General features: G+C 60.3%; 17 protein-coding genes. 12 read left to right on the top strand and 5 right to left on the bottom strand.

The window, feature by feature from the left end:
* Nucleotides 1-8: 8 nt before the first annotated feature.
* Both E6W33_RS05360 and E6W33_RS05365 read right to left on the bottom strand, forming a co-directional pair.
* On the bottom strand, nucleotides 9-623 hold the full coding sequence (locus tag E6W33_RS05360; protein WP_136415101.1) for a chemotaxis protein CheX: 615 nt from the start codon (nucleotides 621-623) through the stop codon (nucleotides 9-11).
* Nucleotides 623-985 carry a response regulator gene (locus E6W33_RS05365; protein WP_136415103.1) on the bottom strand — a complete coding sequence of 121 codons (363 nt, stop codon included), beginning with the start codon at nucleotides 983-985 and terminating at the stop codon, nucleotides 623-625. Before E6W33_RS05365 ends, E6W33_RS05360 begins: the two co-directional genes overlap by 1 nt.
* Before the next feature lie 155 nt (nucleotides 986-1,140).
* Between E6W33_RS05365 and rpiA the strand changes: the two genes are divergently transcribed.
* Nucleotides 1,141-1,812: a ribose-5-phosphate isomerase RpiA gene (rpiA, locus tag E6W33_RS05370; RefSeq protein ID WP_136415105.1), complete on the top strand. Its 672-nt coding sequence runs from the start codon at nucleotides 1,141-1,143 to the stop codon at nucleotides 1,810-1,812.
* A 67-nt stretch (nucleotides 1,813-1,879) separates the two neighbouring features.
* On the opposite strand, the gene E6W33_RS05375 is transcribed toward rpiA, so the two are convergent.
* Together E6W33_RS05375 and argA are read right to left on the bottom strand one after the other, a co-directional pair.
* The gene (locus tag E6W33_RS05375) at nucleotides 1,880-2,152 is read right to left on the bottom strand and encodes an oxidative damage protection protein (RefSeq protein WP_136415107.1); all 273 of its coding nucleotides are present in this window, start codon (nucleotides 2,150-2,152) and stop codon (nucleotides 1,880-1,882) included.
* A gap of 55 nt (nucleotides 2,153-2,207) precedes the next feature.
* Complete coding sequence (argA, locus tag E6W33_RS05380; protein ID WP_136415109.1) at nucleotides 2,208-3,518, bottom strand: amino-acid N-acetyltransferase; 1,311 nt, start codon at nucleotides 3,516-3,518, stop codon at nucleotides 2,208-2,210.
* A gap of 132 nt (nucleotides 3,519-3,650) precedes the next feature.
* Here argA and hrpA point away from each other — a divergent pair, with 132 nt between their 5' ends.
* Nucleotides 3,651-7,535 (top strand): ATP-dependent RNA helicase HrpA, encoded by a 3,885-nt coding sequence (hrpA, locus tag E6W33_RS05385; RefSeq protein WP_136415111.1) that lies wholly within the window; start codon nucleotides 3,651-3,653, stop codon nucleotides 7,533-7,535.
* 79 nt (nucleotides 7,536-7,614) lie between these two features.
* On the opposite strand, the gene E6W33_RS05390 is transcribed toward hrpA, so the two are convergent.
* A complete protein-coding gene (locus E6W33_RS05390) occupies nucleotides 7,615-9,510 on the bottom strand; it encodes a sigma-54-dependent Fis family transcriptional regulator (RefSeq protein ID WP_136415733.1) in 1,896 nt (631 codons plus the stop codon).
* Between the two features lie 423 nt (nucleotides 9,511-9,933).
* On the opposite strand from E6W33_RS05390, the gene E6W33_RS05395 reads away from it, so the two are divergent.
* From E6W33_RS05395 to E6W33_RS05440, 10 genes are all read left to right on the top strand, one after another.
* Complete coding sequence (locus E6W33_RS05395) at nucleotides 9,934-10,401, top strand: (2Fe-2S)-binding protein (protein ID WP_136415113.1); 468 nt, start codon at nucleotides 9,934-9,936, stop codon at nucleotides 10,399-10,401.
* 12 nt (nucleotides 10,402-10,413) lie between these two features.
* A complete protein-coding gene (locus E6W33_RS05400; RefSeq protein ID WP_136415115.1) occupies nucleotides 10,414-12,537 on the top strand; it encodes a xanthine dehydrogenase family protein molybdopterin-binding subunit in 2,124 nt (707 codons plus the stop codon).
* A gap of 178 nt (nucleotides 12,538-12,715) precedes the next feature.
* The gene (locus tag E6W33_RS05405; RefSeq protein WP_136415117.1) at nucleotides 12,716-13,735 is read left to right on the top strand and encodes an XdhC family protein; all 1,020 of its coding nucleotides are present in this window, start codon (nucleotides 12,716-12,718) and stop codon (nucleotides 13,733-13,735) included.
* 211 nt (nucleotides 13,736-13,946) lie between these two features.
* A complete protein-coding gene (locus E6W33_RS05410) occupies nucleotides 13,947-15,257 on the top strand; it encodes an FAD-dependent oxidoreductase (RefSeq protein WP_136415119.1) in 1,311 nt (436 codons plus the stop codon).
* 335 nt (nucleotides 15,258-15,592) lie between these two features.
* Nucleotides 15,593-16,159 carry a dCTP deaminase gene (gene dcd, locus E6W33_RS05415; protein WP_136415121.1) on the top strand — a complete coding sequence of 189 codons (567 nt, stop codon included), beginning with the start codon at nucleotides 15,593-15,595 and terminating at the stop codon, nucleotides 16,157-16,159.
* Between the two features lie 28 nt (nucleotides 16,160-16,187).
* Entirely contained in the window at nucleotides 16,188-17,843 is a 1,656-nt protein-coding gene (locus E6W33_RS05420; RefSeq protein ID WP_136415123.1) for a PAS domain S-box protein, read from the top strand.
* A complete protein-coding gene (locus tag E6W33_RS05425) occupies nucleotides 17,840-18,472 on the top strand; it encodes a response regulator transcription factor (RefSeq protein WP_136415125.1) in 633 nt (210 codons plus the stop codon). The genes E6W33_RS05420 and E6W33_RS05425 overlap by 4 nt, the downstream gene beginning before the upstream one ends.
* A 389-nt stretch (nucleotides 18,473-18,861) precedes the next feature.
* Complete coding sequence (locus E6W33_RS05430) at nucleotides 18,862-19,323, top strand: chemotaxis protein CheW (protein ID WP_136415127.1); 462 nt, start codon at nucleotides 18,862-18,864, stop codon at nucleotides 19,321-19,323.
* Nucleotides 19,310-20,698, top strand: a complete 1,389-nt coding sequence (locus E6W33_RS05435) for a protein-glutamate O-methyltransferase CheR (protein WP_168798536.1) — start codon at nucleotides 19,310-19,312, stop codon at nucleotides 20,696-20,698. Before E6W33_RS05430 ends, E6W33_RS05435 begins: the two co-directional genes overlap by 14 nt.
* Nucleotides 20,695-21,336, top strand: coding sequence for a chemotaxis protein CheW (locus E6W33_RS05440; RefSeq protein ID WP_136415131.1), 642 nt, complete (start codon nucleotides 20,695-20,697; stop codon nucleotides 21,334-21,336). The genes E6W33_RS05435 and E6W33_RS05440 overlap by 4 nt, the downstream gene beginning before the upstream one ends.
* Nucleotides 21,337-21,372 lie beyond the last annotated feature (36 nt).

A 21,372-nucleotide genomic window follows, 5' to 3' on the forward strand; every position in this document is an offset into this window, starting at 1 on the left:
TCCCGGCCTCAGCCGGACAGTTTTGCGAGATAAGCGTTGATGTACAGCTGCAGGTCATGCAGCGCAGGCATGTCGAGCAGGAAAGCGACGTATCCGTGGATCTGGTGCTTTTCGATATTGAAATCGATTTTCAGCGTGAGCACGATGCCGTCCCATTCCTTGCCCGACACGCTGAGAATATCCTCGCTGGTGCCGACATGGTACATTGGTAGCGATCCGTGCAGCTCCTTGCCGGACGCATTGGCCAGCGTCCCCATGCAGGAATTGAGGATGATGTTGCCGATTTCACTCATCGCTTCCTGTTCCATCTCGCTGAGTTCTTCGAGCGAAAGGCTTTGCCCGACCATCAGGCGCACGATTTCCAGGCTCTTTTCCTCAGGAAACATCAGGAAGGCTTCGGTCTTGAATGCGCCTTCGAAATGCTGCGTGATGGCGCAGATACGGCGGCCTTCATCGCTACCCAGGGTTTTCGCAACCTCGGAGCGGCTCTGGAAGGCAATCATCGGCACTGACATCTTCACTTCTTCATTCACGATGCGGCTCATCGCCGCGGCCGCCTGGCCGACTCCAAGGTTGAAAATTTCAACCAGGGCATCGTGTTGAAGGTCAGTGAGGCGGAACATTACCGGTTTTCCAGAACAGCGATAACCTGGTCGATACGGGCTTCGGTAATCGGTTTTTCGGCAAAACCGATGCCGAGCGCGTGCGCCTTGTCGCGAGTTGCGTCCTGCACATTGGCGGTCAGCAGGGTGATGCGGGCGGAGGGGCACTTGGCCTGGATTTTATCGACTGCGGCCAAACCGCCCATGCCAGGCATGTTGAGGTCCAGCAGGATCAAATCGGGCGTGACTGTTTCCAGCTTTTCAATTGCCTCCTCGCCGCTGGTTGCTTCCGCAATGTTCCAGTCGGGGTGTCTCTGGAGGATGTACTGCCTGGACAGCAGGCGGGAAACTTTGCTGTCGTCGACCACAAGTACGGTTGTCATCTTTATATCGCTTTTGTATCAGTTTGTGACGCAAACATTCTTTGGAGTAAGTCTACCACTCGATTGAGCGGCAACGATGCCTCAGCCAGAGAAAAAGTCTTCCTGTTCACGGGTCTCGATTAAAATAACGGCATTCTTTTTCATTGCAATGCACCATGACCCAAGACGAATTGAAACAAGCTGTTGCCCGCGCCGCGATCGAGTACGTACCTGACGGAGAGATCATCGGCGTCGGCACTGGTTCCACCGCCAATTTCTTCATTGATGAACTCGGCAAGATCAAAGGCCGCGTCAAAGGAGCGGTAGCGTCGTCCGAAGCGACGGCCGCACGCCTGAAATCGCATGGCATCCCGGTGCTTGACCTGAACGAGGTGGACTCGATGTCCGTCTACATCGACGGTGCAGATGAAATTACCCCGCAGGGCGCCATGATCAAGGGCGGCGGCGCAGCATTGACGCGCGAAAAGATCGTGGCATCGGTGGCCGGGAAGTTTGTCTGTATTGCCGATGGCTCCAAGCTGGTGGACGTGCTTGGCGCCTTCCCGCTGCCGATTGAAGTCATTCCCATGGCGCAAGCCGCCGTGGCGCGCAAGCTGAAATCCTTCGGCGGCGAACCGCGCCTGCGTATGAAGGACGGCAAGCCGGTGATGACCGACAATGCCTGCATGATCATCGACCTGGTTGGGCTGAAGATAGCGAATCCGGCTGAACTGGAAGCGCAGATCAACAACATTCCCGGTGTGGTCACGGTCGGGCTGTTTGCACAACGCGGCGCGGATGTCGGCCTGCTGGGAACGGTGGAAGGTGTGAAGAAGCTCAACTTCTGAAGCATTCGCCGCAAAGCAAAAAGCCCGCTCGACGATGTCTGCGGGCTTTTTTTCTGGCGACAGAGAATTATTCGCTCGGCGGCACGTAACCGGCTGCCTGATCGGCGCCGGCGCCGAAAAAGTGGTTTTCCATCTGCTGCGCCAGGTATTTTCGTGCGCGCGCGTCGGCCAGGTTCAGACGGTTCTCGTTGACCAGCATCGTCTGGTGCTTGAGCCAGCCGGCCCAGGCTTCCTTCGATACGCTTTCGTAAATCCGCTTGCCGAGTTCACCCGGATACGGCGGAAAATCGAGTCCTTCGGCTTCCTTGTTCAGCTTGATGCAGTGGACCATGCGGGCCATGTTTTTCACTCCTCGTTCATTCAAATGGGCTGCCTTGTTGGAAAATGCAGCGGTGTTAAAGTTGCTTGATCAGTACCAGTGATTTGCGTTGCCAGTTATACATGTGTTGCCGGTCCTTCGGCAAATCGTCGACCGTCGCATGCACGAATCCGCGCTTGAGGAACCAGTGCGAAGTGCGTGTCGTCAGCACGAACATCCGGGTAAATCCGGCCGCTCGTGCGCGGTTTTCCATGTGTTTCAGGATGCGCTCGCCGTCGCCCTGGCTTTGCACTTCCGGATTGACCGTCAGGCATGCCATTTCGGCCATTTTTTCCGCCGGGAAGGGATACAGCGCGGCGCAACCGAAAATCACGCCGTCGTGTTCAATCACCGAGAAATAGTCGATTTCACGTTCGATCAGCTCGCGGCCGCGCTTGACCAGGGTGCCGTCGGCTTCCAGCGGTTCAATCAATTTGAGGATGCCGCCGACGTCTTCAATGGTCGCCTCGCGCAGGGTTTCGAGGTTTTCGGTGCTGACCATGGTGCCGACGCCATCGTGCGTAAAGATTTCCAGCAGCGCTGAACCGTCCATTTCGAAGGGGACGATATGCACCCGCGGCACGCCGGCGCGCGACGCTTTCGCGCAATGCTGCAGGTAGAAGGCAGTATCCGCCGGCAATTTTCCGCTTTTCAGCAAGGCGTCCGCCTGGGCGGCGGTCAATTCGCGCACGTCGCGGCCTTCCTGGTCGGTCATCAGCGGTGTTTCGGTGATGAAAATCAGCTTGTCGGCGCGCAGGGCGGACGCAGCGGACACGGCCACGTCCTCCATGGTCAGGTTGAAGGCCTCGCCGGTGGGCGAGAAACCGAGCGGCGACAGCAGCACCAATCCGCCGGCACTTAATATCGGATGGATGGTCTCATAAGCGATCTTGCGCGCCACGCCGGTGAATTCCAGGTCAACCCCGTCGATGACGCCGATTGGCCGCGCGGTGACGAAATTGCCCGAAATGATACGAATCGCAGCATGCGCCATGGGGGTATTCGGCAAACCCTGGCTGAATGCCGCTTCGATATCGAGCCGCAATTCGCCGGCTGCTTCCTTTACGCACTCCATCGCCGCTGCATCCGTGATGCGCAGGCCGTTGTGGTAGCGCGCGGTAAGCTTGCGCAGCGCGAGCTGTTCCTCGACCTGGGGACGCGAGCCGTGCACGATGACGACCTTGATGCCGAGCGCATGCAATAAGGACAAATCCTGCGCCAGCACGGGGAGCGCGCCGGACACCACCAATTCCCCGGGAAAGGCGACCACGAAGGTTTTCCCGCGAAATGCGTGAATGTACGGCGCGACCGAGCGCAGCCATTGAACGAATTGAATTGGGTTTTCCATGAACCGCATTATATACAGTGCGACATGGATCGACTGCGCAACCTGATCCCGCGCGTCATGATGTTTGTCGCGCAAGGGGCATGGCGCCGGTTACCGCGACGATCCGTCCCGCTCTGTATAATTCGCCCCGATATGTCTGCATCCGAACAAGCCCAAAAAAACCCTGCCAAGCCCCGCCACCAACAGGGCAAGCCCGCTGCGCCCGCGGTCCGTAATCCGCTGCCCCCCATCACCTTCCCCGAGGAGTTGCCGGTCTCCGGCAAGCGTGCGCAGATCGCGGACGCCCTGCGCGCTCACCAGGTCATCATCGTTTGTGGCGAGACCGGTTCCGGCAAGACCACACAACTGCCGAAGATCTGTCTCGAACTCGGCCGAGGAACGTCGGGCCTGATCGGCCATACTCAGCCGCGTCGCATTGCGGCGTCTTCGACCGCAAAGCGCATCGCGCAGGAGCTTGGTTCGCAACTCGGCGTCCATGTCGGCTTCAAGGTGCGCTTCACGGATACCTTGTCCAAGGGCGCGTCGATCAAGCTGATGACCGACGGTATCCTGCTGGCGGAGACGCAAACGGATCCCTTGCTGAAGCAGTACGACACCATCATCATCGACGAGGCGCACGAACGCAGCCTGAACATCGATTTCCTGCTCGGCTATCTCAAGCAGTTGCTGCCGAGGCGCCCGGACCTGAAGGTGATCATCACCTCGGCGACCATCGATGCGGACCGCTTCGCGCGACATTTCGGCAAAGGTGACAAGCCGGCGCCGGTGATCGAGGTATCGGGCCGGCTGTATCCGGTCGAAGTGCGCTACCGCCCGGTCGAGCCGAACGACAAGAGCGAAACCAAACCCTCCGCGCAGAAGGAACAGCGTGACTTGATGGATGCGGTCGTCGACGCAGTCGATGAACTCGCACGCATCGGCTCCGGCGACGTGCTGGTGTTTCTACCCGGCGAGCGCGAAATCCGCGATGCCGCAGAAGCCTTGCGCAAGCATCATCCGCCGCACGTCGAGATACTGCCTCTGTTCGCGCGCCTGTCGGTGCAGGAGCAGGAGAGGGTGTTCAAGATTTCGAACGCGCGTCGCATCGTTCTCGCCACCAACGTCGCGGAAACCTCGCTGACGGTGCCGGGCATCCGCTATGTCGTCGATGCCGGGCTGGCGCGCGTCAAGCGCTACAGCTATCGCAACAAGGTCGAGCAATTGCAGATCGAGCCGATCGCGCAGTCCGCCGCGAATCAGCGTGCCGGCCGTTGCGGCCGCGTTGCTGCGGGCGTTTGCATCCGTTTGTATGACGAACAGGATTTCCTGCAAAGGCCGAAATTCACCGATCCGGAAATCCTGCGTTCCTCGCTGGCCGCGGTCATCCTGCGCATGAAGTCCTTGCGCCTGACCGATGTCGAGTCATTTCCCTTCATCGAACCGCCCATGGGGCGCGCGGTCGCGGACGGCTACCAGCTGCTGCAGGAGCTGGGTGCGGTCGATGACAACAACCAGCTCACGCCGCTCGGCAAGCAGCTCGCGAAACTGCCGCTCGATCCGCGCGTGGGGCGCATGATCCTTGCTGCCCGCGACAATGCGGCACTCACGGAAGTCTTGATCATCGCGTCCGCGCTATCGGTGCAGGATCCGCGCGATCGCCCGATGGAAGCACAGGATGCGGCCGACAACGCGCACAAGAAATTCGCCGATGAAAAATCCGAGTTCCTGAGCTACCTGAAAATCTGGAAGTGGTTCGAGGACGCGGTCGAGCACAAGAAATCGAACAAGCAGTTGATGGACAACTGTCGCGCCAATTTCCTCTCGCAACTACGCTTGCGCGAATGGCGCGATGTGCATTCGCAATTGCTGACGCTGGTGCGCGAACAGGGCTGGCGCATGAACGAATCGCCGGCCACCTACGAGCAGCTGCACACCGCGCTGCTGACCGGATTGCTGGGCAACGTCGGCTACAAGTCGGAGGAGGAGCCGCACTATCTCGGCGCGCGCGGCATCAAGTTCTACATCTGGCCCGGATCGCATCTGGTGAAGAAAGCCGGGCGCTGGATCATGGCGGCGGAACTGGTCGATACGACTCGACTGTATGCACGCTGCATCGCGCAGATTCAGCCGGAATGGCTGGAACGCGTCGGCGGCCACCTGTTGAAGAAATCCTATGGCGATCCGCGCTGGGAAAAACGCACCGGGCAAGTCTCTGCCTACGAGCGGGCGACGCTGTACGGCCTTGTGGTGTACAGCCAGCGTCGCATCAACTACGGCGTGATCAACCCGACCGAGGCGCGCGAGATTTTCATTCGCAACGCGCTGGTCGGCGGTGAGCTGGACACGCGCGCACCCTTCCTCGCGCACAATCAGAAGCTGGTGCGCGAGATCGAAAACCTTGAACACAAGTCGCGTCGCCTCGACGTGCTGGTCGACGAGGAACTGATCGCGGCGTTTTACGACAAGCTGATTCCGCAGGAGGTGCATAGCGCCTTTGAGTTCGAGAAATGGTACAAGCAGGCGACGGTCAAGAATCCGAAACTCTTGCACCTGAACCGCGACGACCTGATGCGGCACGAGGCCGCCGGCGTGACCACCGATTTGTTTCCGAAGAAAATGCCGGTGGCGGGTGTTGACATGATGCTGTCGTATCACTTCGAGCCCGGCAGTCCGCGCGACGGTGTGACACTCACCATTCCGCTCTATGCGCTTAACCAAGTGTCGGCCGAGCGCTGCGAGTGGCTGGTACCCGGCATGCTGAAGGAAAAGGTGCACCTCTTGCTGAAGTCGTTACCGCAAAAGCTGCGCCGGCATTGCGTGCCGCTGCCGGATTTTGCCGCCGGTTTTTGCGAGCGGGTCGAGTTCGGCAAGGGCAGTCTGATCGATGCGGTGATCGCGGATGTGCGCGAGCAGACCGGCATTGCGGTCAAGACCACCGACTTCAAGCTGGAGACCTTGCCTGCGCATCATTTCATGAATTTCAAGATTGTCGACGAACACGGACGGCAGTTGGAGATGGGCCGCAATCTGGCAGGCTTGCAGGCTGAATTCGGCGGGCAGGCGCGAGAAAGCTTCCAGCGCCTCGCCGAAAAAACGGTGGTGGCGCCGGCTGTGACGACGCAGGCCGGTCATGCGCGCGCAAGCGAAGTTGTGGCGTCGCCGTCGCCGGGCAATGGCAGCGGCACGGAACATCAGAACCTGACCGCATGGTCCTTCGGCGAATTGCCCGAGCTGCTGGAAATCCAGCAAGGCAAGCAAACCCTGATCGGGTTTCCGGCGCTGGTGGACAAGACCACGCACTGCGACCTGGAGGTGTTCGACGATCCGGCGGAAGCTGCCCGCGTGCATCGTATCGGCCTGCGTCGCCTGTTTGCGCTGCAACTGAAAGAGCAGCTCAAATACCTGGAAAAGAACATCCCCGGTCTGCAGCAGATGGGCATGCAATTCATGTCTCTCGGCTCGCAGGAAGAGCTGCGCGACCAGATCATCCAGGCGGGGCTTGAACGTGCCTGCCTGCAGGAACCACTGCCGAAAAATGCCGAAGAATTCAATCAGCGCAAGGAGGAAGGCAAGTCGCGGTTGGGTCTGCTGGTCAATGAGATTGCACGCCTTGCCGCACAGATCCTGGCCGAGTACTACACGCTGCCGAAGAAACTGCAAGGCGCAAAGGCGCATGCCCAAAGCGCGGCCGACATGCAGTCGCAATTGCAGACGCTGATCGGCAAGCGCTTCATCGCGGAGAACGATTATGTGCAGCTGTCCCATTTCCCGCGCTACCTGAAGGCCATTGGCGTGCGTCTGGAAAAGCTGCGCGCCGACCCGGCGCGCGACCAGCGTTTGATGGCAGAGTGGGCGCAGGTGGCGGCACCCTGGCAGAGGGCGCAGAAAGACAGGCAGAAGGGTGCCGATCCGAAGATGACTGAATTCCGCTGGTTACTGGAAGAGCTGCGGGTATCGCTGTTTGCGCAGGAACTGCGCACACCGATGCCGGTGTCGGCCAAGCGGCTGCAGAAAGTCTGGGAGTCGATGCAGCGCTGAACTGGCTTGAAGATCTGCGGCACGGCTGGAGGCTGCGCCTGCGATGCGTCCAGTTGTGCGCCGCCGTCACGAACAGATTCTATTCGCCGGGCGTGTTCAACTTGCGATAGATCGTATTGCGCGATATGCCGAGCGCGCGTGCGGTTGCCGACACATTCCCGCGCTTGGCTTCCAGCGTCCTGCGGATGGTCGACAGCTGGAGGTTGTCGAGGTTTTCCGAAGGCGTGACTGCCGGTGACGTCGACATGGTCTCCGGCGGCGATGCGGCGGCGACCTCATCGAGAAAATCGTCGGACAGGTGTTCCACGCCGAGCTCACGGTCGTCTCCGGCCATCGCGATGGCTGTGCGCAGCAGGTTAGTCAGTTGGCGCAGGTTGCCCGGCCATGTATAGCGCCGGAACAGCAGCATGACTTCCGGCGAAACCGTGTAGTCCACGCCTTTTCCCTCGATGGCGATTACTTTTTTTACCAGCGCATCGAAATCACTGCGCTCCCTGAGCGCTGGCAGCTTGATCACAAGGCCGTTAAGACGATAGTAAAGGTCTTCGCGAAAGAGGCCTTGCGTGATCATGTCGCGCAGGTTGCGGTTGCTTGCGCAGATGAGCGTCATGTTCACCGGTATGGAGCGTATGCTTCCCAGCGGCGTCACCACGCGATCTTGCAATACGCGCAGCAGGCGCGCCTGCAAATTCAGCGGCATGTCGCCGATTTCGTCGAGGAACAGCGTTCCGCCGTCGGACTGGAGAATCTTTCCGATGCTGCCGTTCTTGCGCGCGCCGGTGAAGGCACCGTCTTCATAGCCGAACAACTCGGATTCGATCAGGCTCTCGGGGAGCGATGCGCAATTGACCGCAACGAACGGACCGTTACGATGCGGTGAGGCGTGGTGGATCGCCTGTGCGAACAAGTCCTTGCCGGTTCCGGTTTCTCCTGTCAGCAGAATGGGAATATCGCGCCCGGTTACGCGTCGCACTTTCCCGATTGCGCTTGCGAGCCTTGCATCGCCGGTATTCAACTCGTCGAGTGGAATTTTCAACGGCCGGGGCGACGGTTTTGCAGCGGCGGGTTCATTGTCCGGTTTGGCAAGAGGCAACGGCGGACCAGCCTCCGGCGTCAGATCGGTCGAGTGATGGAACATCTTGCTGTCGAGCCGCAGTTCGCCACGCGCGAAAAGGCGTGCACCGGAAGGAAGGCAAAGATCGAGATAGCCGGGTGCGGCCGCTCGGTAATGATCGAACAGCGCCGACACCGGGAGATTGAACAGTGAACTCAAGGTATGCGAGCGCAGCGCTGCCAGCGGCAGTCCGAGCTGGGACAGGCCGCTGCGATTGGCGGAGAGGAAACGCCCGCCTGGCGTGAACGAGGCGATGCCCTCTATCAGTGTGCCGACCAGTTCGCGGCGACTGTGAAAGTGCAGCGTGATGGCGTTGCGAAAGGCGGATGAGAACAACTGGTTCTCGATCATCTGCGCCGACATGCGGACCAGTCCCATGGTGTGCCGGTGATAGCTGCGGTAATCGCCGGTCACATCAAGGACGCCGGCGACATTGCCTTGGTCGTCGAAGATCGGTGCGGCGGAGCAGGTCAGAAAATGGTTGGCATTGAGGTAGTGCTCGCTGCCGTGCACCAGCGTCGGCAGTTTTTCGGCGATGGTGGTGCCTATCGCGTTGGTACCCTTGCTGCGTTCCGACCATATGGCGCCAGGACGTATCGCGATCTTCTCCACCCTTTCGAGAAAATCATCATCCCCCAGCGCATGCAGCACATGTCCTTCCGCATCGGTGAGGATCACCATGCTGTGCGTGTTTTCTATTTGTTCGAACAGTGCGTCCATGACCGGCAACGCGTAGTCGCAGAGCGTGCGGTTCTGTTCCAGCAGACGTGACAATTCCTTGTCCGGGATGCAGGTGAAGTCCGGCGCATCGCTTTCCCGCAGTCCGAAGGACATCGAACGCGCGCGCGATTTTTCTATCATGCTCTGCTGGTCTTCCACCGCAAGAGTGCCCGCGCCAGTCGGCCTCAGTCTCGCGCTTGCCGCGGCAAACGAGGGCGGCGGCAAATCGCCCGCGCTGCCCGGCCCTTGATTCGTGATTCTCGCCATGTCTCCTCCTGTCGCTTGGGTTGCGGCTATCGTCTTTGTATTGGATGTTGCCGATTCGGGATCGACGGTTTCGGGTGAATGTATCACCTGTTTTGGCGCGTTGCAGAGGCCGCCACAAGCCGCGGCGCATCTTTGTTGCGACGCAATATGGGTCGATTTGTTGCCCTTTCCTGAACGCACGTGCTGCAGGTCGGAAGGCATGCAGGTGGCATGTCTTTTGCGCAACATGCCTAGTCCGTCCCGAATCGGATCAAAACTGTACCAATTTGAAACAATATAACAACGGAGAGACACACAATGACAATCAGTTTCAACATTAATGGCCAGTCGGTATCGGTCAACGTCGAGCCGGATACTCCTCTGCTGTGGGTTATCCGCGATGAAATCGGCCTGACCGGCACAAAATTTGGATGCGGTGCAGCATTGTGCGGTGCATGCACGGTCCATGTGAACGGGACTCCAGTACGCTCCTGCCAAACGCCGGTATCGGCTGTCGCGGGCAAGAAGGTGGCAACAGTGGAGTCGCTGTCCAAGGACAATTCGCACCCGCTGCAAAAGGCATGGATTGCGCATGACGTGCCGCAATGTGGCTACTGCCAGTCGGGCCAGTTGATGAGCGCCGCTGCCTTGCTGGCGTCCAACAAGAACCCGTCCGATGCCGACATCGACCATGCGATGAGCGGCAACCTTTGCCGCTGCGGCACCTACAACCGTGTGCGCGCCGCGATCAAGACCGCTGCCGCCGAGCTGCGCCGCAAGGCATAAGGAGGGAACGCCATGACACTATCACGCCGCGATTTCCTCAAAACCTCCGCCATTGCAGGCGGCGGGCTCGTACTCGGCATGTATCTCCCGAAGATCGGCGAAGCGCAAGCCGCCGGCACCGTTTACGCGCCCAACGCATGGGTACATATCGCAGACAACAATTCGATCACCCTGATCTCCGCCCGCTCCGAGATGGGGCAGGGTGTCTACACATCGATGCCGATGCTGATCGCAGAGGAATTGAACGTCGACATCCGGCAGGTCAAGGTCGAGATCGCGCCGCCCAACGCGGCCTATGTCAATGCGCTGCTCGGTGCGCAGATCACCGGCGGCTCCACCTCGGTGCGCGACGCCTGGGAAAAGTTGCGCATCGGCGGCGCCCAGGTAAGGACCATGCTCATTGCTGCCGCCGCCAATCAATGGGGCGTCGATGCGGCGAAATGCCGCGCTGAGAAGGGCATGGTCTTCGGCCCGGGTGGCAAGAAGGCGAGTTACGGTCAGCTCGCCGAGGCGGCGTCACGGTTGCCGCTGCCGAAGGAGGTGGCGCTGAAAGACCCGAAGGATTTCACGATTGTCGGCAAGCCCACGCGCCGGCTGGATACGCCCGCCAAAGTCAGCGGCAAGGCCGAATATGGCATTGACGTCAAGCTGCCGGGAATGGTTTACGCCTCCCTTGAGCAGTGTCCGGTGATCGGCGGCAAAGTCGTCAGCTTCGATGCAACAAAAGCGCGCGCCATGCCCGGCGTGATCGACGTGGTGCAGATCGATGATGGCGTTGCCGTCGTCGCGGACAGCTACTGGCGTGCAAAGAAGGCGCGTGAAGCCTTGACCGTCCAGTGGGATGAAGGCCCGGGCGCAAAGCTGGACAATGCGACCATGATGGCTGGTATCCGCAATGCGGCCGCAAGCGAGAAGAAGCTCGACATCAAGAGGAACGGCAATGCGCAGGATGCGCTGAAGGGAGCCGTCAAGCTTGTCAATGCCGAGTATGAATCGCAACTGCTTGCGCATGCGACGCTGGAGCCGATGAATTTCACTGCGGACGTTCGCGACGGCAAATGCCTGCTGATCGGACCGACGCAGTTCCAGCAGGGCGCGCATGGCGTGGTTGCGGCGAAGCTCGGACTCAAGCCCGAGGACGTCACCTTGCGCACGACCTTCCTCGGCGGCGGATTCGGACGCCGGCTGGAAGTCGACTTTACCGTGCAGGCGGCACAGATTTCGAAGGCGGTCGGCAAGCCGGTCAAACTGCTGTGGACCCGCGAAGACGACATGACGCATGATTTCTATCGCCCGATGGCTTTGCACCGCATGACTGCCGGCCTCGACGCGAGCGGCAAGCCGGTGGCCATGACTTTCGAGCTCACCTCGCAGTCGATCACGCAACGCGCATTCGGTCTGCCCAAGGATACGGTGGATCCATTCATGGCCGAAGCCTCGGTTGCGCCGTACGAGATTCCCGACACGACACATGAAATGGTGATTCATGACGCCGGTCTGCGCGTCGGCTATTGGCGCTCGGTCAGCCATGCGCTGAATGCATTCGCCAATGAAAGCTTCATCGACGAACTGGCGGCGGCGGCGGGAAAGGACCCGTATGCCTATCGCATGGCGCTGATCGAGAAGCAGCCGCGCTTTGTCAATGTGCTGAAGCTGGCCGCCGACAGGGCCGGATGGGGCAAACCGCTGCCAGCCGGGCACTCGCACGGCATCGCGTTGATGGAGGGCTATGGCACTTATATGGCCCAAGTAGCGGAAATCTCGGTGAAGGACAACGCGATCCGGGTGCATCGCGTGGTGGTGGCGGCCGACGTCGGCCGCATGGTCAATCCCGATACCGTGGAGGCGCAGATCCAGTCGAGCATCGTGTTCGGCTTGTCGGCGGCATTGAGCGGCGATATCACGCTGAAAAACGGCCGCGTGCAGCAGACGAACTTCAATAACTACCCGCTGCTGCGCATGCACGAAACGCCGAAGATCGACGTGATACTGGTCAAGAGCACGGAAAAGCCGGGCGGCGTCGGCGAGCCTGCGACCGCCCTGATCGCCCCGGCGGTGGCCAATGCCCTGTTTGCGGCGACCGGCTTGCGCATGCGCAAGCTGCCGCTCTCGCCGCAAAACATCGCGCGAGCCTGACGGAGCATTGCAGAAAGGCAGGGCATGTTCCGCGCACCGGTATCCTTGTGATGGTTGCTGGCGCGCGGGACGTGTCCTGCACGATTTCGCGGGCAGCCAAAGCATTGGCTTCGCATCGGCACGCGGAGACGCTGCCGCCAGCGAACCATCCAACCACTCACCTGCAAGCAATCTGAACATGGATAGCCTCGACCTTGAAGTCCTGAAGACATGCAGCGAATGGATCAGTCGCGGCCATCGCTGCGAACTGGTGACCGTCATCAAAACCTGGGGTTCCAGTCCGCGACCGGAGGGCGCGATGCTGGCGATTTGCGACGATGGTCGTGTCGTCGGTTCCGTTTCCGGAGGTTGCGTGGAAGACGATCTGATCGATCGCGTACGAAAGGACGGCATCACGCGCAGCTTGCCGGAAATTGTCACCTACGGCATCACGGCCGACCAGGCGCATCGCTTCGGCCTGCCCTGCGGCGGCACGATCCAGCTGGCGATTGAGCCCTTGTCCCGCGCCAGCGGCATCGACGAATTGCTGATGCGTCTGTCGGAACATCAACTGGTGGCGCGCAGGCTTGATCTGGCAAGCGGCGAGGTCATGCTCGGTCCGGCAAGCGCAGGCATGAGCCTGCAGGTGTCGGAAAGCGCGCTCACTACCATCCACGGCCCGCGCTGGCGGCTGCTGATCATCGGCGCGGGGCAGTTGTCACGCTTTCTTGCGCAGATCGCGGCGGGCATGGACTATCACGTCACGGTGTGCGATCCGCGTGAAGAGTATCGCGACGGATGGAGCCTGCCGGGCATCGATGTGCGGCATGAAATGCCGGATGACCTCGTGATCGCGATGCGGCTCGACAGTCGCAGCGCCGTCGTCGCGCTGACGCACGATCCGAAACTGGATGACCTGGCGCTGATGGAGGCGTTGCGCTCGGAAGCCTTTTATGTCGGTGCCATCGGTTCACGCTTGAACAATGCAAAACGCCGTGAACGGCTCAAACTGTTCGACCTTGCCGAGGCGCAGATCCGGCGGTTGCACGGCCCTGTCGGGCTCTATATCGGCAGCAAGACTCCTGCGGAAATTGCCATTTCCATTCTGGCGGAAATGACAGCCATCAAGAACGGGATTCGGCTTCCGGCTGAAGCGACGGTTGCCAAGGCTAAAGCGGCAATCCCGGCTTCCGGCAGTTCCTCCTGCGATGTCGCGTAGCGCATGTTGCGCGCGATCAAGCACCGATATTCATTCCAGCTGCGCCACAACATAAAGCCGGCACACGACCCTTGATCTTATTCAATTGACAATGGCGGGTCGCCGATATAGTGATTTTTGTAAAACCTGGTCCATGTGGAGGGGTAATGCAAGAATCTTCGGCAAGCTTTGTTGACCCGTTGGATGGCGCGACGCGGCCGGGAGCGCGCGCATGAGACATGTCATCATCGGTAACGGTCCGGCAGGCGTGATTGCAGCCGAAACCATTCGCAAGAATGCGCCGGTCGACGACATTGTGCTGATTGGCGACGAACCCGGCCCGCCTTATTCGCGCATGGCCATCCCGAACTTCCTGGCCGGGAATGCCAATGAGGCCGGCACCTATCTGCGCCGCGACAAGAACTATTTCACGCGACTGCAAATCGTCCAGATGTCCGGGCGCGCGGTCCATGTCAGCAGCCGTACCCGCACCGTCAAGATGGAAGACGGTAGCGTGGTCGACTTCGACAAGCTCTTGATTGCGACCGGTGCGAGGCCGCGCATGCCGCTCATTTCCGGCATCGACTCTCCGGGCGTGCACGCTTGCTGGACCCTCGAAGATGCGCGCGCCATCATGGAGCTGGCCGCGCCGGGGGCGCGCGTGATTCTGATCGGTGCAGGATTCGTCGGGTGCATCGTGATGGAAGCCTTGGCTGCACGCGGAGTCGATCTGACAGTGATCGAGAAACGCGATCGCATGCTTCCCAACATGATGGGGAAGGGCGCCGGCGAGATGATCCAGCGCTGGTGCGAAAACAAAGGCATCAAGGTGCATACGGCGACGCGGGTGGCGGGCATCATCGGCGACCGTTCGCCGCTGACGGTGCGCTTGTCGAACGGCATGCAATTGCACGCCGACCTGGTCGTGCATTCGGCCGGGACGACGCCCAATATCGAATTCCTGAGAGGCAGCGGCATCCGTTATCTGCAAGGGGTCGTGGTCGATGCCTCGATGCAGACCAATGTGCCGGGGGTGTATGCCGCCGGCGATTGCGCGGAAGCTTTCGACAGCGCAAGCTGCCGCAGCATGATTTCCGGTGTTCAGCCCAACGCGGCGGATCAGGCTTATTGCGCTGCCTTGAACATGACCGGCAAGAGCGCCTTCCAGCGCGGATTGCGGCAGATCGACGTGTTCGACACGATGGGACTGATTTCCTCTTCCTTCGGCCAGTGGCAGGGCGTGCGCGGCGGGCAATGGGTGGAAATCGCGGACGAAGAGCATTTCAAATACCTGCGCCTGGAATTCAGCCAGGATGTCCTGATCGGCTGCAATACCGTCGGCGTGACCGAGCATGCGAGCATCCTGCGCGGGCTGATCCAGCATCATGTCCATCTCGGGGAATGGAAGGACCTGCTGCTGCAGGATCCGACCCGATTGAAGGAAGCCTACCGCGAATGCGTGCAGCAGCAGTATGTGTACCAGGCGTCGCCGTACCACGCGCCAGGCGCTTCGAATCCGGGCGAGCTGCGCCAATCAGTCTAGCAGGATGTTGAAAAACTGCTGCGCGGGCCGATTTTGGGCGCTGCGGTGCTCTGCGTACCGCTCTGTACGCGTGCGCTCCTCGCACCCAAACTCGACCCGCTCGCTACGTTTTTCAATCGCCTGCCAGGGAATGTCGTTTCAACAAGATTGCCTGAATTTTTGGCCCGTCCGCAGCGCCGCCGCCAATACGCCCTTCGGAATAGTGGCTCCGCGAATGTTTTCGCGTAAAATCGCGGGTCAACGCGCATAAAAGACCCTTCCGGCTTCACGCTTCGCTCGCCGGCCGCGACCTGATATGCGTCGCTCCGACCCCATATCAACCCTCCGCGAAAACAATGAGCATCAAATCCGACAAGTGGATCCGCCGCATGGCGCAGGAACACGGCATGATCGAACCGTTCGAGCCGGGCCAGGTGCGCCATGTGAATGGCCACAAGATCGTCAGCTACGGCACTTCGTCGTACGGCTACGACATTCGCTGCGCCGACGAATTCAAGATTTTCACCAACATCAACAGCACGATCGTCGATCCGAAGAACTTCGACGAGAAATCCTTCGTCGATTTCAAGGGTGATGTCTGCATCATCCCGCCGAATTCGTTTGCCCTGGCGCGCACCATGGAGTACTTCCGCATTCCGCGCACCGTCCTGACCATTTGCCTCGGCAAATCGACGTATGCCCGTTGCGGCATCATCGTCAATGTGACGCCGTTCGAACCAGAATGGGAGGGATATGTGACACTGGAATTTTCCAATACGACGCCGCTGCCCGCAAAGATCTATGCCGGCGAGGGTTGTGCGCAGGTCTTGTTCTTCGAGAGCGACGAAGTCTGCGAAACCTCCTACAAGGATCGCGGCGGCAAGTACCAGGGGCAGCGCGGAGTAACGTTGCCGAAGACCTGAGCACGACCGGTTCCGTCCGGTTTCGCACATGACTTCCGAAAGCGCCATCAACGAGCGCCGGCTGCGCACCCTGAGCGACCTGACGAAACGGATTTCGCTCGGGAACCGGCTGGACGACTGCTTCGGCCTGATCCGCGAGGCGCTGTCGCGCAATCAGCGCGACATTCCGTTCGCCGTGCTTTTCCTGGCCGACGCCGGCGGCCGTCTTGGCGAGCCGGCATTTTGCTCCGGCTTGCCCGGCGCACAAGCAATTTCCATCCCCTTGCATGCCAGCGACGGCGACGATGAGCACCCCGTCGCGCGCGCTGTGCGTACCTCGGAGCCGCAGTTGTTCCGTGCGCGTGCGATCTGCGGCGAGACCGCGTCCTGCGATGGTTGCGCGGAGAGAGAGCAGGCGCTTGCCCTGCCATTCCTGTTGCCGGGTCAGTCGCAGCCGCGCGGAGTGCTCGTCGTCGGCATCAATCCCGACCAGCCTTTCGACACCACCTACCGCATGTTTCTCGAACTGGTGGCTGCGCATATCGCGACGGCCGTGGCGCATGCCGAAGCGGTCGGCGCGGAGCGGCGCAAGGTGGCAAGCCGCACGCAAGCCTTGCAGACGGCCAGCAAGCTGCTTTCCGCTGTTTTCGACAGGGCGCCCGGCGCCATTGCGATCACTGATCTCGACGGACGCTTCGTGCGCGCCAATCCGGCCTACCAGCGTCTGGTCGGATATGGTGAAAGCGAACTGATCGGCCGCTCGATGCAGGACCTGGCCGATCCCGACGATTTCACGCGCAAGGAGGTGCTGCTTCAGCAGTTATTGCGCGGCGAGCGCGCATCCTTTGAGCTGGAAATGCGCTATCTGCGCAGGGATGGCTGGGTCATCTGGGTCAATAATTTCGTGTCGGTCATCGATGACGAACAGCGCCGCCCGCGCTATTTCGTCAAGATCGCGCAGGACATCACCGACCGCAAGCGCACAGAGCGTGAACTGCTCGTGTCACGCAATGAATTGCGCGTCCTGTATGACAGGCTGCAATCGGTACGCGAAACGGAGCGGGCCGCCCTTGCCCGCGAAGTGCATGATCAACTGGGCCAGATCCTTTCCGCGGCAAAAATCGATATCAAGCTGCTTGAGGACGATATCCGCCGCCGCGACACGGTGCTTTCCCGGCGCAAGGTTTCAACCGAACTTCGCTCCGCCCGCGGCACGCTGGACAAGGCGATCCTGCTGGTTCGCCAGATCGCGACCGAACTGCGCGCGGTGGAACTCGAGGAGCAGGGCTTGTATGCAGCCGTTGAATGGCATGCTCGCGATTTCGAGCGGCGCACCAGGATCACTTGCCATGTCACGCTTCCAGCAGACTTGCCGGAGCCGCAAGGCGTAGCGGCGACTGCGCTGTTCCGGATCTTTCTGGAGGCGATGACCAATGTACTGCGGCACGCCAATGCAGGCCAGGTCTGGATCAGTGTCATGCCCCGGGGGCGCAACATGCTGCTTCGCGTGCGCGATGACGGCTCCGGCATTTCCCGCCAGCGCGTACGCAGCGCCCATTCGATCGGCATCATCGGCATGCGCGAGCGCGCCGCGCTGGTCGAGGGGCGTCTGCTGTTGGGGCCGCTGCGCAATGGCGGTACGCTGGTCTCGGCCCGGATTCCCATGGGTGCCGCGCACGATACGCAGGGGGGAAATCGCACATGATACGAATCATCATCGCTGACGATCACGAACTCATTCGAGAAGGCATCAAGAAGATCATCCGCTCCTCCAGGGACATGCGGGTCGTGGGCGAAGCCGGCGATGTCGATGGCATCCTCGCGCTCGCCGCGCAGCATGCTCCGGACATTGCGATCCTGGACATCGGTCTTCCGGGATATGACGGACTGGAAGGGCTGGCGGAAGTGCGTCGCCGGTTTCCAGACATGCCGGTGCTTATCCTGAGCATGCATCCCGAGGAGCGCTTTGCGATCAGGGCGTTGAAGGCTGGCGCCGCTGGCTACATCACCAAGGCCATGGCGGCCGAGGAATTGATCAAGGCAATCCGCAAGGTCATGTCCGGCGGCAGCTATGTCAGCCCGCGCCTGGCGGAACTACTGGCGCTGGAAGTGCGCGAGCCGCACGACGCAGCCCTGCACGAAAGCCTGACCGATCGCGAACTGCAGGTCGCTTCATTGATTGCCTCAGGCAAGCAGATCAAGCAGATCGCCGCAGAACTGTCGATCAGCATCAGCTCGGTCAATACCTATCGCCTTCGCATCTTCAAGAAGATGGGATTGTCCTCGAACGCGTCACTGATCCGCTATGCCGTAAAACACGGCCTCGTCGAGTAGTTTTCCTTCCGCTCCCCCTAGGCAAGGGCGGACGGTCGCGGCCTCCGTCTCATTCCTGTTTTTTCGTCTTCGTGTCGTTAAATTTGCGACACGATGGCGCACACCTTGCGACAACAACAGTCAGCCAACGCCTGATGTTGTCATGCAGAACTATCCACTATGATCAATTCAGTGCGGCGCGCCGGATACGCATCGTTTTTTAAATACCGGGGGAAATTTTTTTCGCGCGGGTTCGACCGAATTTGCTGCATAGGGAGCATCGTCCGACTGCAATGCATATGCATGCATATCGACGGGCAAGGTGGCCGGGTATTTCCGGAAGATGGATGTGATGATTTTGCGATGGCCCGGTTGTATTCATCGCCCGATTCGATGCATGGGAGCTTGCGATGAAATTGATTGAATTCGAATGTCGAGGCCATCGTTTCGCAATGCCCCTTGATTGTGTGCGACGCGTCGTTCCCGGCGTGATGCCGACGCCGCTTCCCGGAGCACCCGATATCGTCCTCGGTGCACTTAACCTGGGAGGCGAAATCCTCGCGGTCATCAATTTCAACCGCCGCATCGGCGTTCCTTTTTCCGGCATTGATTCGTCGCAATTCCTGCTCGTGTCGGACCTCAGTGACTTTCCGGTCGGTTTCGTGGTCGACAAGGTGAATGGCGTCATCGAACGCGACCTGAGCGGGGCGACCGTACTGCCCGAACGGTTCGCAGCAGGGGATTTCGTCGAGGCGGTAGCCCGGCTCGACGACGGATTGTGCGTCATCATTGATCCGGAACAATTCCTGTTTGATGAAGAGAAAAGCCTTCTTGGCGATGCATTGGAGAAGGTGCGGCATGACGATCATTGAAAGCGCGGCCACGCCGCTGCTTCTCAACCGGCTTGCAGCAAGGATCGAAGCCGAGATCGGCCTGTCCTTCCCAGCGCCGAAACGACGCGACCTGATCAACGCCATGCGTGCGATGGCGGCTTCCGCAGGTTTCGTATGCGAGAAGGATTGCATTGACTGGCTTCTTGCCGATCCATGGGATGACGCGAAATACGAAATGTGCGCGCGACATCTGACGGTCGGCGAGACTTATTTTTTCAGGGAACCGCGCGCGTTCGATCTGGTCTGCGATTACGCAAGGGAGAAAATGGCCGAGGACGATGCGCGCCTGCGCATCTGGAGCGCCGGATGCTGCACTGGCGAGGAGCCATACTCCATCGCCATGGCGCTCAAACAGGGCTTGCCTCAATTGGATCCACGCCGGATTTTCATCCTGGGCACCGATCTCAACGGCATCAACCTGCAAATTGCCCGCGACGGCATTTATCGTCAGTGGTCGTTTCGCAAGGCCGGCGAGCTGCCGCAGCCGCGCTGGTTCCGGGAGGAAGACGAGAACCGGTTCCGGCTCGACGCTTCGATCAGGAACATGGTGCGCTTCGCGGCGCTGAACCTGACCGATCCGGGGTATCCGTCAGCGGCGACGCAGACGCAGGAAATGGACATCATCTTTTGCCGCAACGTTCTGATGTATTTCTCGAAATTGCAGGCCCGACGGGTCATCGAGCGCTTCCGGAAATGCCTGGTCGATGGCGGCTGGCTGATTGTCAGTCCGAGCGAGGCGTCTTCCGACATGTTCAGCGGATTTTCCCCCGTCTATTTGCCGGATGCGATCTACTTTCAGAAAACCGGCGCTTCCAGCCAAAGCGCGCCGGAAAAATGGGCATTGCCGACCGTGTCGCCCTCCGACGCGCAGTTGGATTGCGCTGCGCCCGTGCACGCGGAGCCGGCATCCGCGAGGATCCGACCGCCCGCGCGCAAGGATTCTGCACGGGAAGTCGCAACCGACGCCGCTGCACGGGCGCGCACGCTTGCATCCGAGGGCAAGGTCGATGCCGCCATGCATTGCCTCGACCAGTCGATCAACAACAATCCGTTCAGCGTGGAGCTCTACCAGGCCAAGGCATTGATTGCGATAGAGGCGGGCGCACAGCGCGACGCCTTGCAGAGCCTGAAGCGCGTGATTTACCTCAAGCCCGATTTCATCCTCGCGCATTACCTGCTGGGTGTTCTGCAAATGGCACGCAACAGGCCGAGGGATGCGGTCCGGCATTTTGAAACGGCCAGGGAAATGCTCAGCAGTCTGCGCAGCGGCGACGTGGTGCCGGGATCCGACGGCCTCACTGTCGCCAGCTTGCTGGATTCGGTGTGCGCCTACATCGGGAAGGGGAGCGCATGACGCGCAAAACCCTGGCACTCCGTCGCGCAGGCGCGATTGACTGGGCTGGCATTCATCGTCGCCTGGAGGAAATGCGCAATGCGATAGACAACATTGGCGCAGGCAATCCCCTTGATTCCATGGAGCTGGAAAGGATTCTGCGCGAACGCGCCGTCGCGCTGGCCAAACCCGTGCTGCCGTCGAAGGCAGACACGCTTGCAGGCGATCGCATCGATATCCTGGTCTTTCAGTTAGCTGGCGAGAAGTACGCGTTCGACGCTGCGTATGTCGCGCAAGCCTGTCCGGTGCCGCCTGTCGCAGCAGTTCCCGGCGCGCCTGATTACGTGGTCGGCATCGTGGCCATCGAGGGGGAAGTGCTGTCGGTGATCGATCTGCGTTCTTTGCTCGATCTCTCGCTTTCCAGTCTGACGGATCCGACCGCAATCATCGTCCTGAAGAACGACGCAATGGAATTTTGCGTGCTCGCCGAAGAGATCGCCGGAATGGAGCAGGTTTCGGAGGGGACGCTGCAGCATGCCTTGCCGACCATGGGCAGCAAGCAAACGAATTATCTCAAGGGTGTGACCGCCGATCGTGTCGCGGTGCTGGATGCGGAACAGCTTCTGTCCGATGCGCGCCTGGTGGTCGACATGCGCTGACGACAAGACAGATAAAACGGTGGAAATTGGAGGGGC

This window comes from Herbaspirillum sp. ST 5-3, from assembly GCF_004804275.1.
GTDB lineage: Bacteria > Pseudomonadota > Gammaproteobacteria > Burkholderiales > Burkholderiaceae_D > Noviherbaspirillum.

Bases quoted from the DNA above. Each gene is read 5' to 3' on its own strand.
- E6W33_RS05360 (WP_136415101.1), bottom strand. From the start codon at position 623: ATGTTCCGCCTCACTGACCTTCAACACGATGCCCTGGTTGAAATTTTC.
- E6W33_RS05365 (WP_136415103.1), bottom strand. From the start codon at position 985: ATGACAACCGTACTTGTGGTCGACGACAGCAAAGTTTCCCGCCTGCTG.
- rpiA (WP_136415105.1), top strand. From the start codon at position 1,141: ATGACCCAAGACGAATTGAAACAAGCTGTTGCCCGCGCCGCGATCGAG.
- E6W33_RS05375 (WP_136415107.1), bottom strand. From the start codon at position 2,152: ATGGCCCGCATGGTCCACTGCATCAAGCTGAACAAGGAAGCCGAAGGA.
- argA (WP_136415109.1), bottom strand. From the start codon at position 3,518: ATGGAAAACCCAATTCAATTCGTTCAATGGCTGCGCTCGGTCGCGCCG.
- hrpA (WP_136415111.1), top strand. From the start codon at position 3,651: ATGTCTGCATCCGAACAAGCCCAAAAAAACCCTGCCAAGCCCCGCCAC.
- E6W33_RS05390 (WP_136415733.1), bottom strand. From the start codon at position 9,510: ATGATAGAAAAATCGCGCGCGCGTTCGATGTCCTTCGGACTGCGGGAA.
- E6W33_RS05395 (WP_136415113.1), top strand. From the start codon at position 9,934: ATGACAATCAGTTTCAACATTAATGGCCAGTCGGTATCGGTCAACGTC.
- E6W33_RS05400 (WP_136415115.1), top strand. From the start codon at position 10,414: ATGACACTATCACGCCGCGATTTCCTCAAAACCTCCGCCATTGCAGGC.
- E6W33_RS05405 (WP_136415117.1), top strand. From the start codon at position 12,716: ATGGATAGCCTCGACCTTGAAGTCCTGAAGACATGCAGCGAATGGATC.
- E6W33_RS05410 (WP_136415119.1), top strand. From the start codon at position 13,947: ATGAGACATGTCATCATCGGTAACGGTCCGGCAGGCGTGATTGCAGCC.
- dcd (WP_136415121.1), top strand. From the start codon at position 15,593: ATGAGCATCAAATCCGACAAGTGGATCCGCCGCATGGCGCAGGAACAC.
- E6W33_RS05420 (WP_136415123.1), top strand. From the start codon at position 16,188: ATGACTTCCGAAAGCGCCATCAACGAGCGCCGGCTGCGCACCCTGAGC.
- E6W33_RS05425 (WP_136415125.1), top strand. From the start codon at position 17,840: ATGATACGAATCATCATCGCTGACGATCACGAACTCATTCGAGAAGGC.
- E6W33_RS05430 (WP_136415127.1), top strand. From the start codon at position 18,862: ATGAAATTGATTGAATTCGAATGTCGAGGCCATCGTTTCGCAATGCCC.
- E6W33_RS05435 (WP_168798536.1), top strand. From the start codon at position 19,310: ATGACGATCATTGAAAGCGCGGCCACGCCGCTGCTTCTCAACCGGCTT.
- E6W33_RS05440 (WP_136415131.1), top strand. From the start codon at position 20,695: ATGACGCGCAAAACCCTGGCACTCCGTCGCGCAGGCGCGATTGACTGG.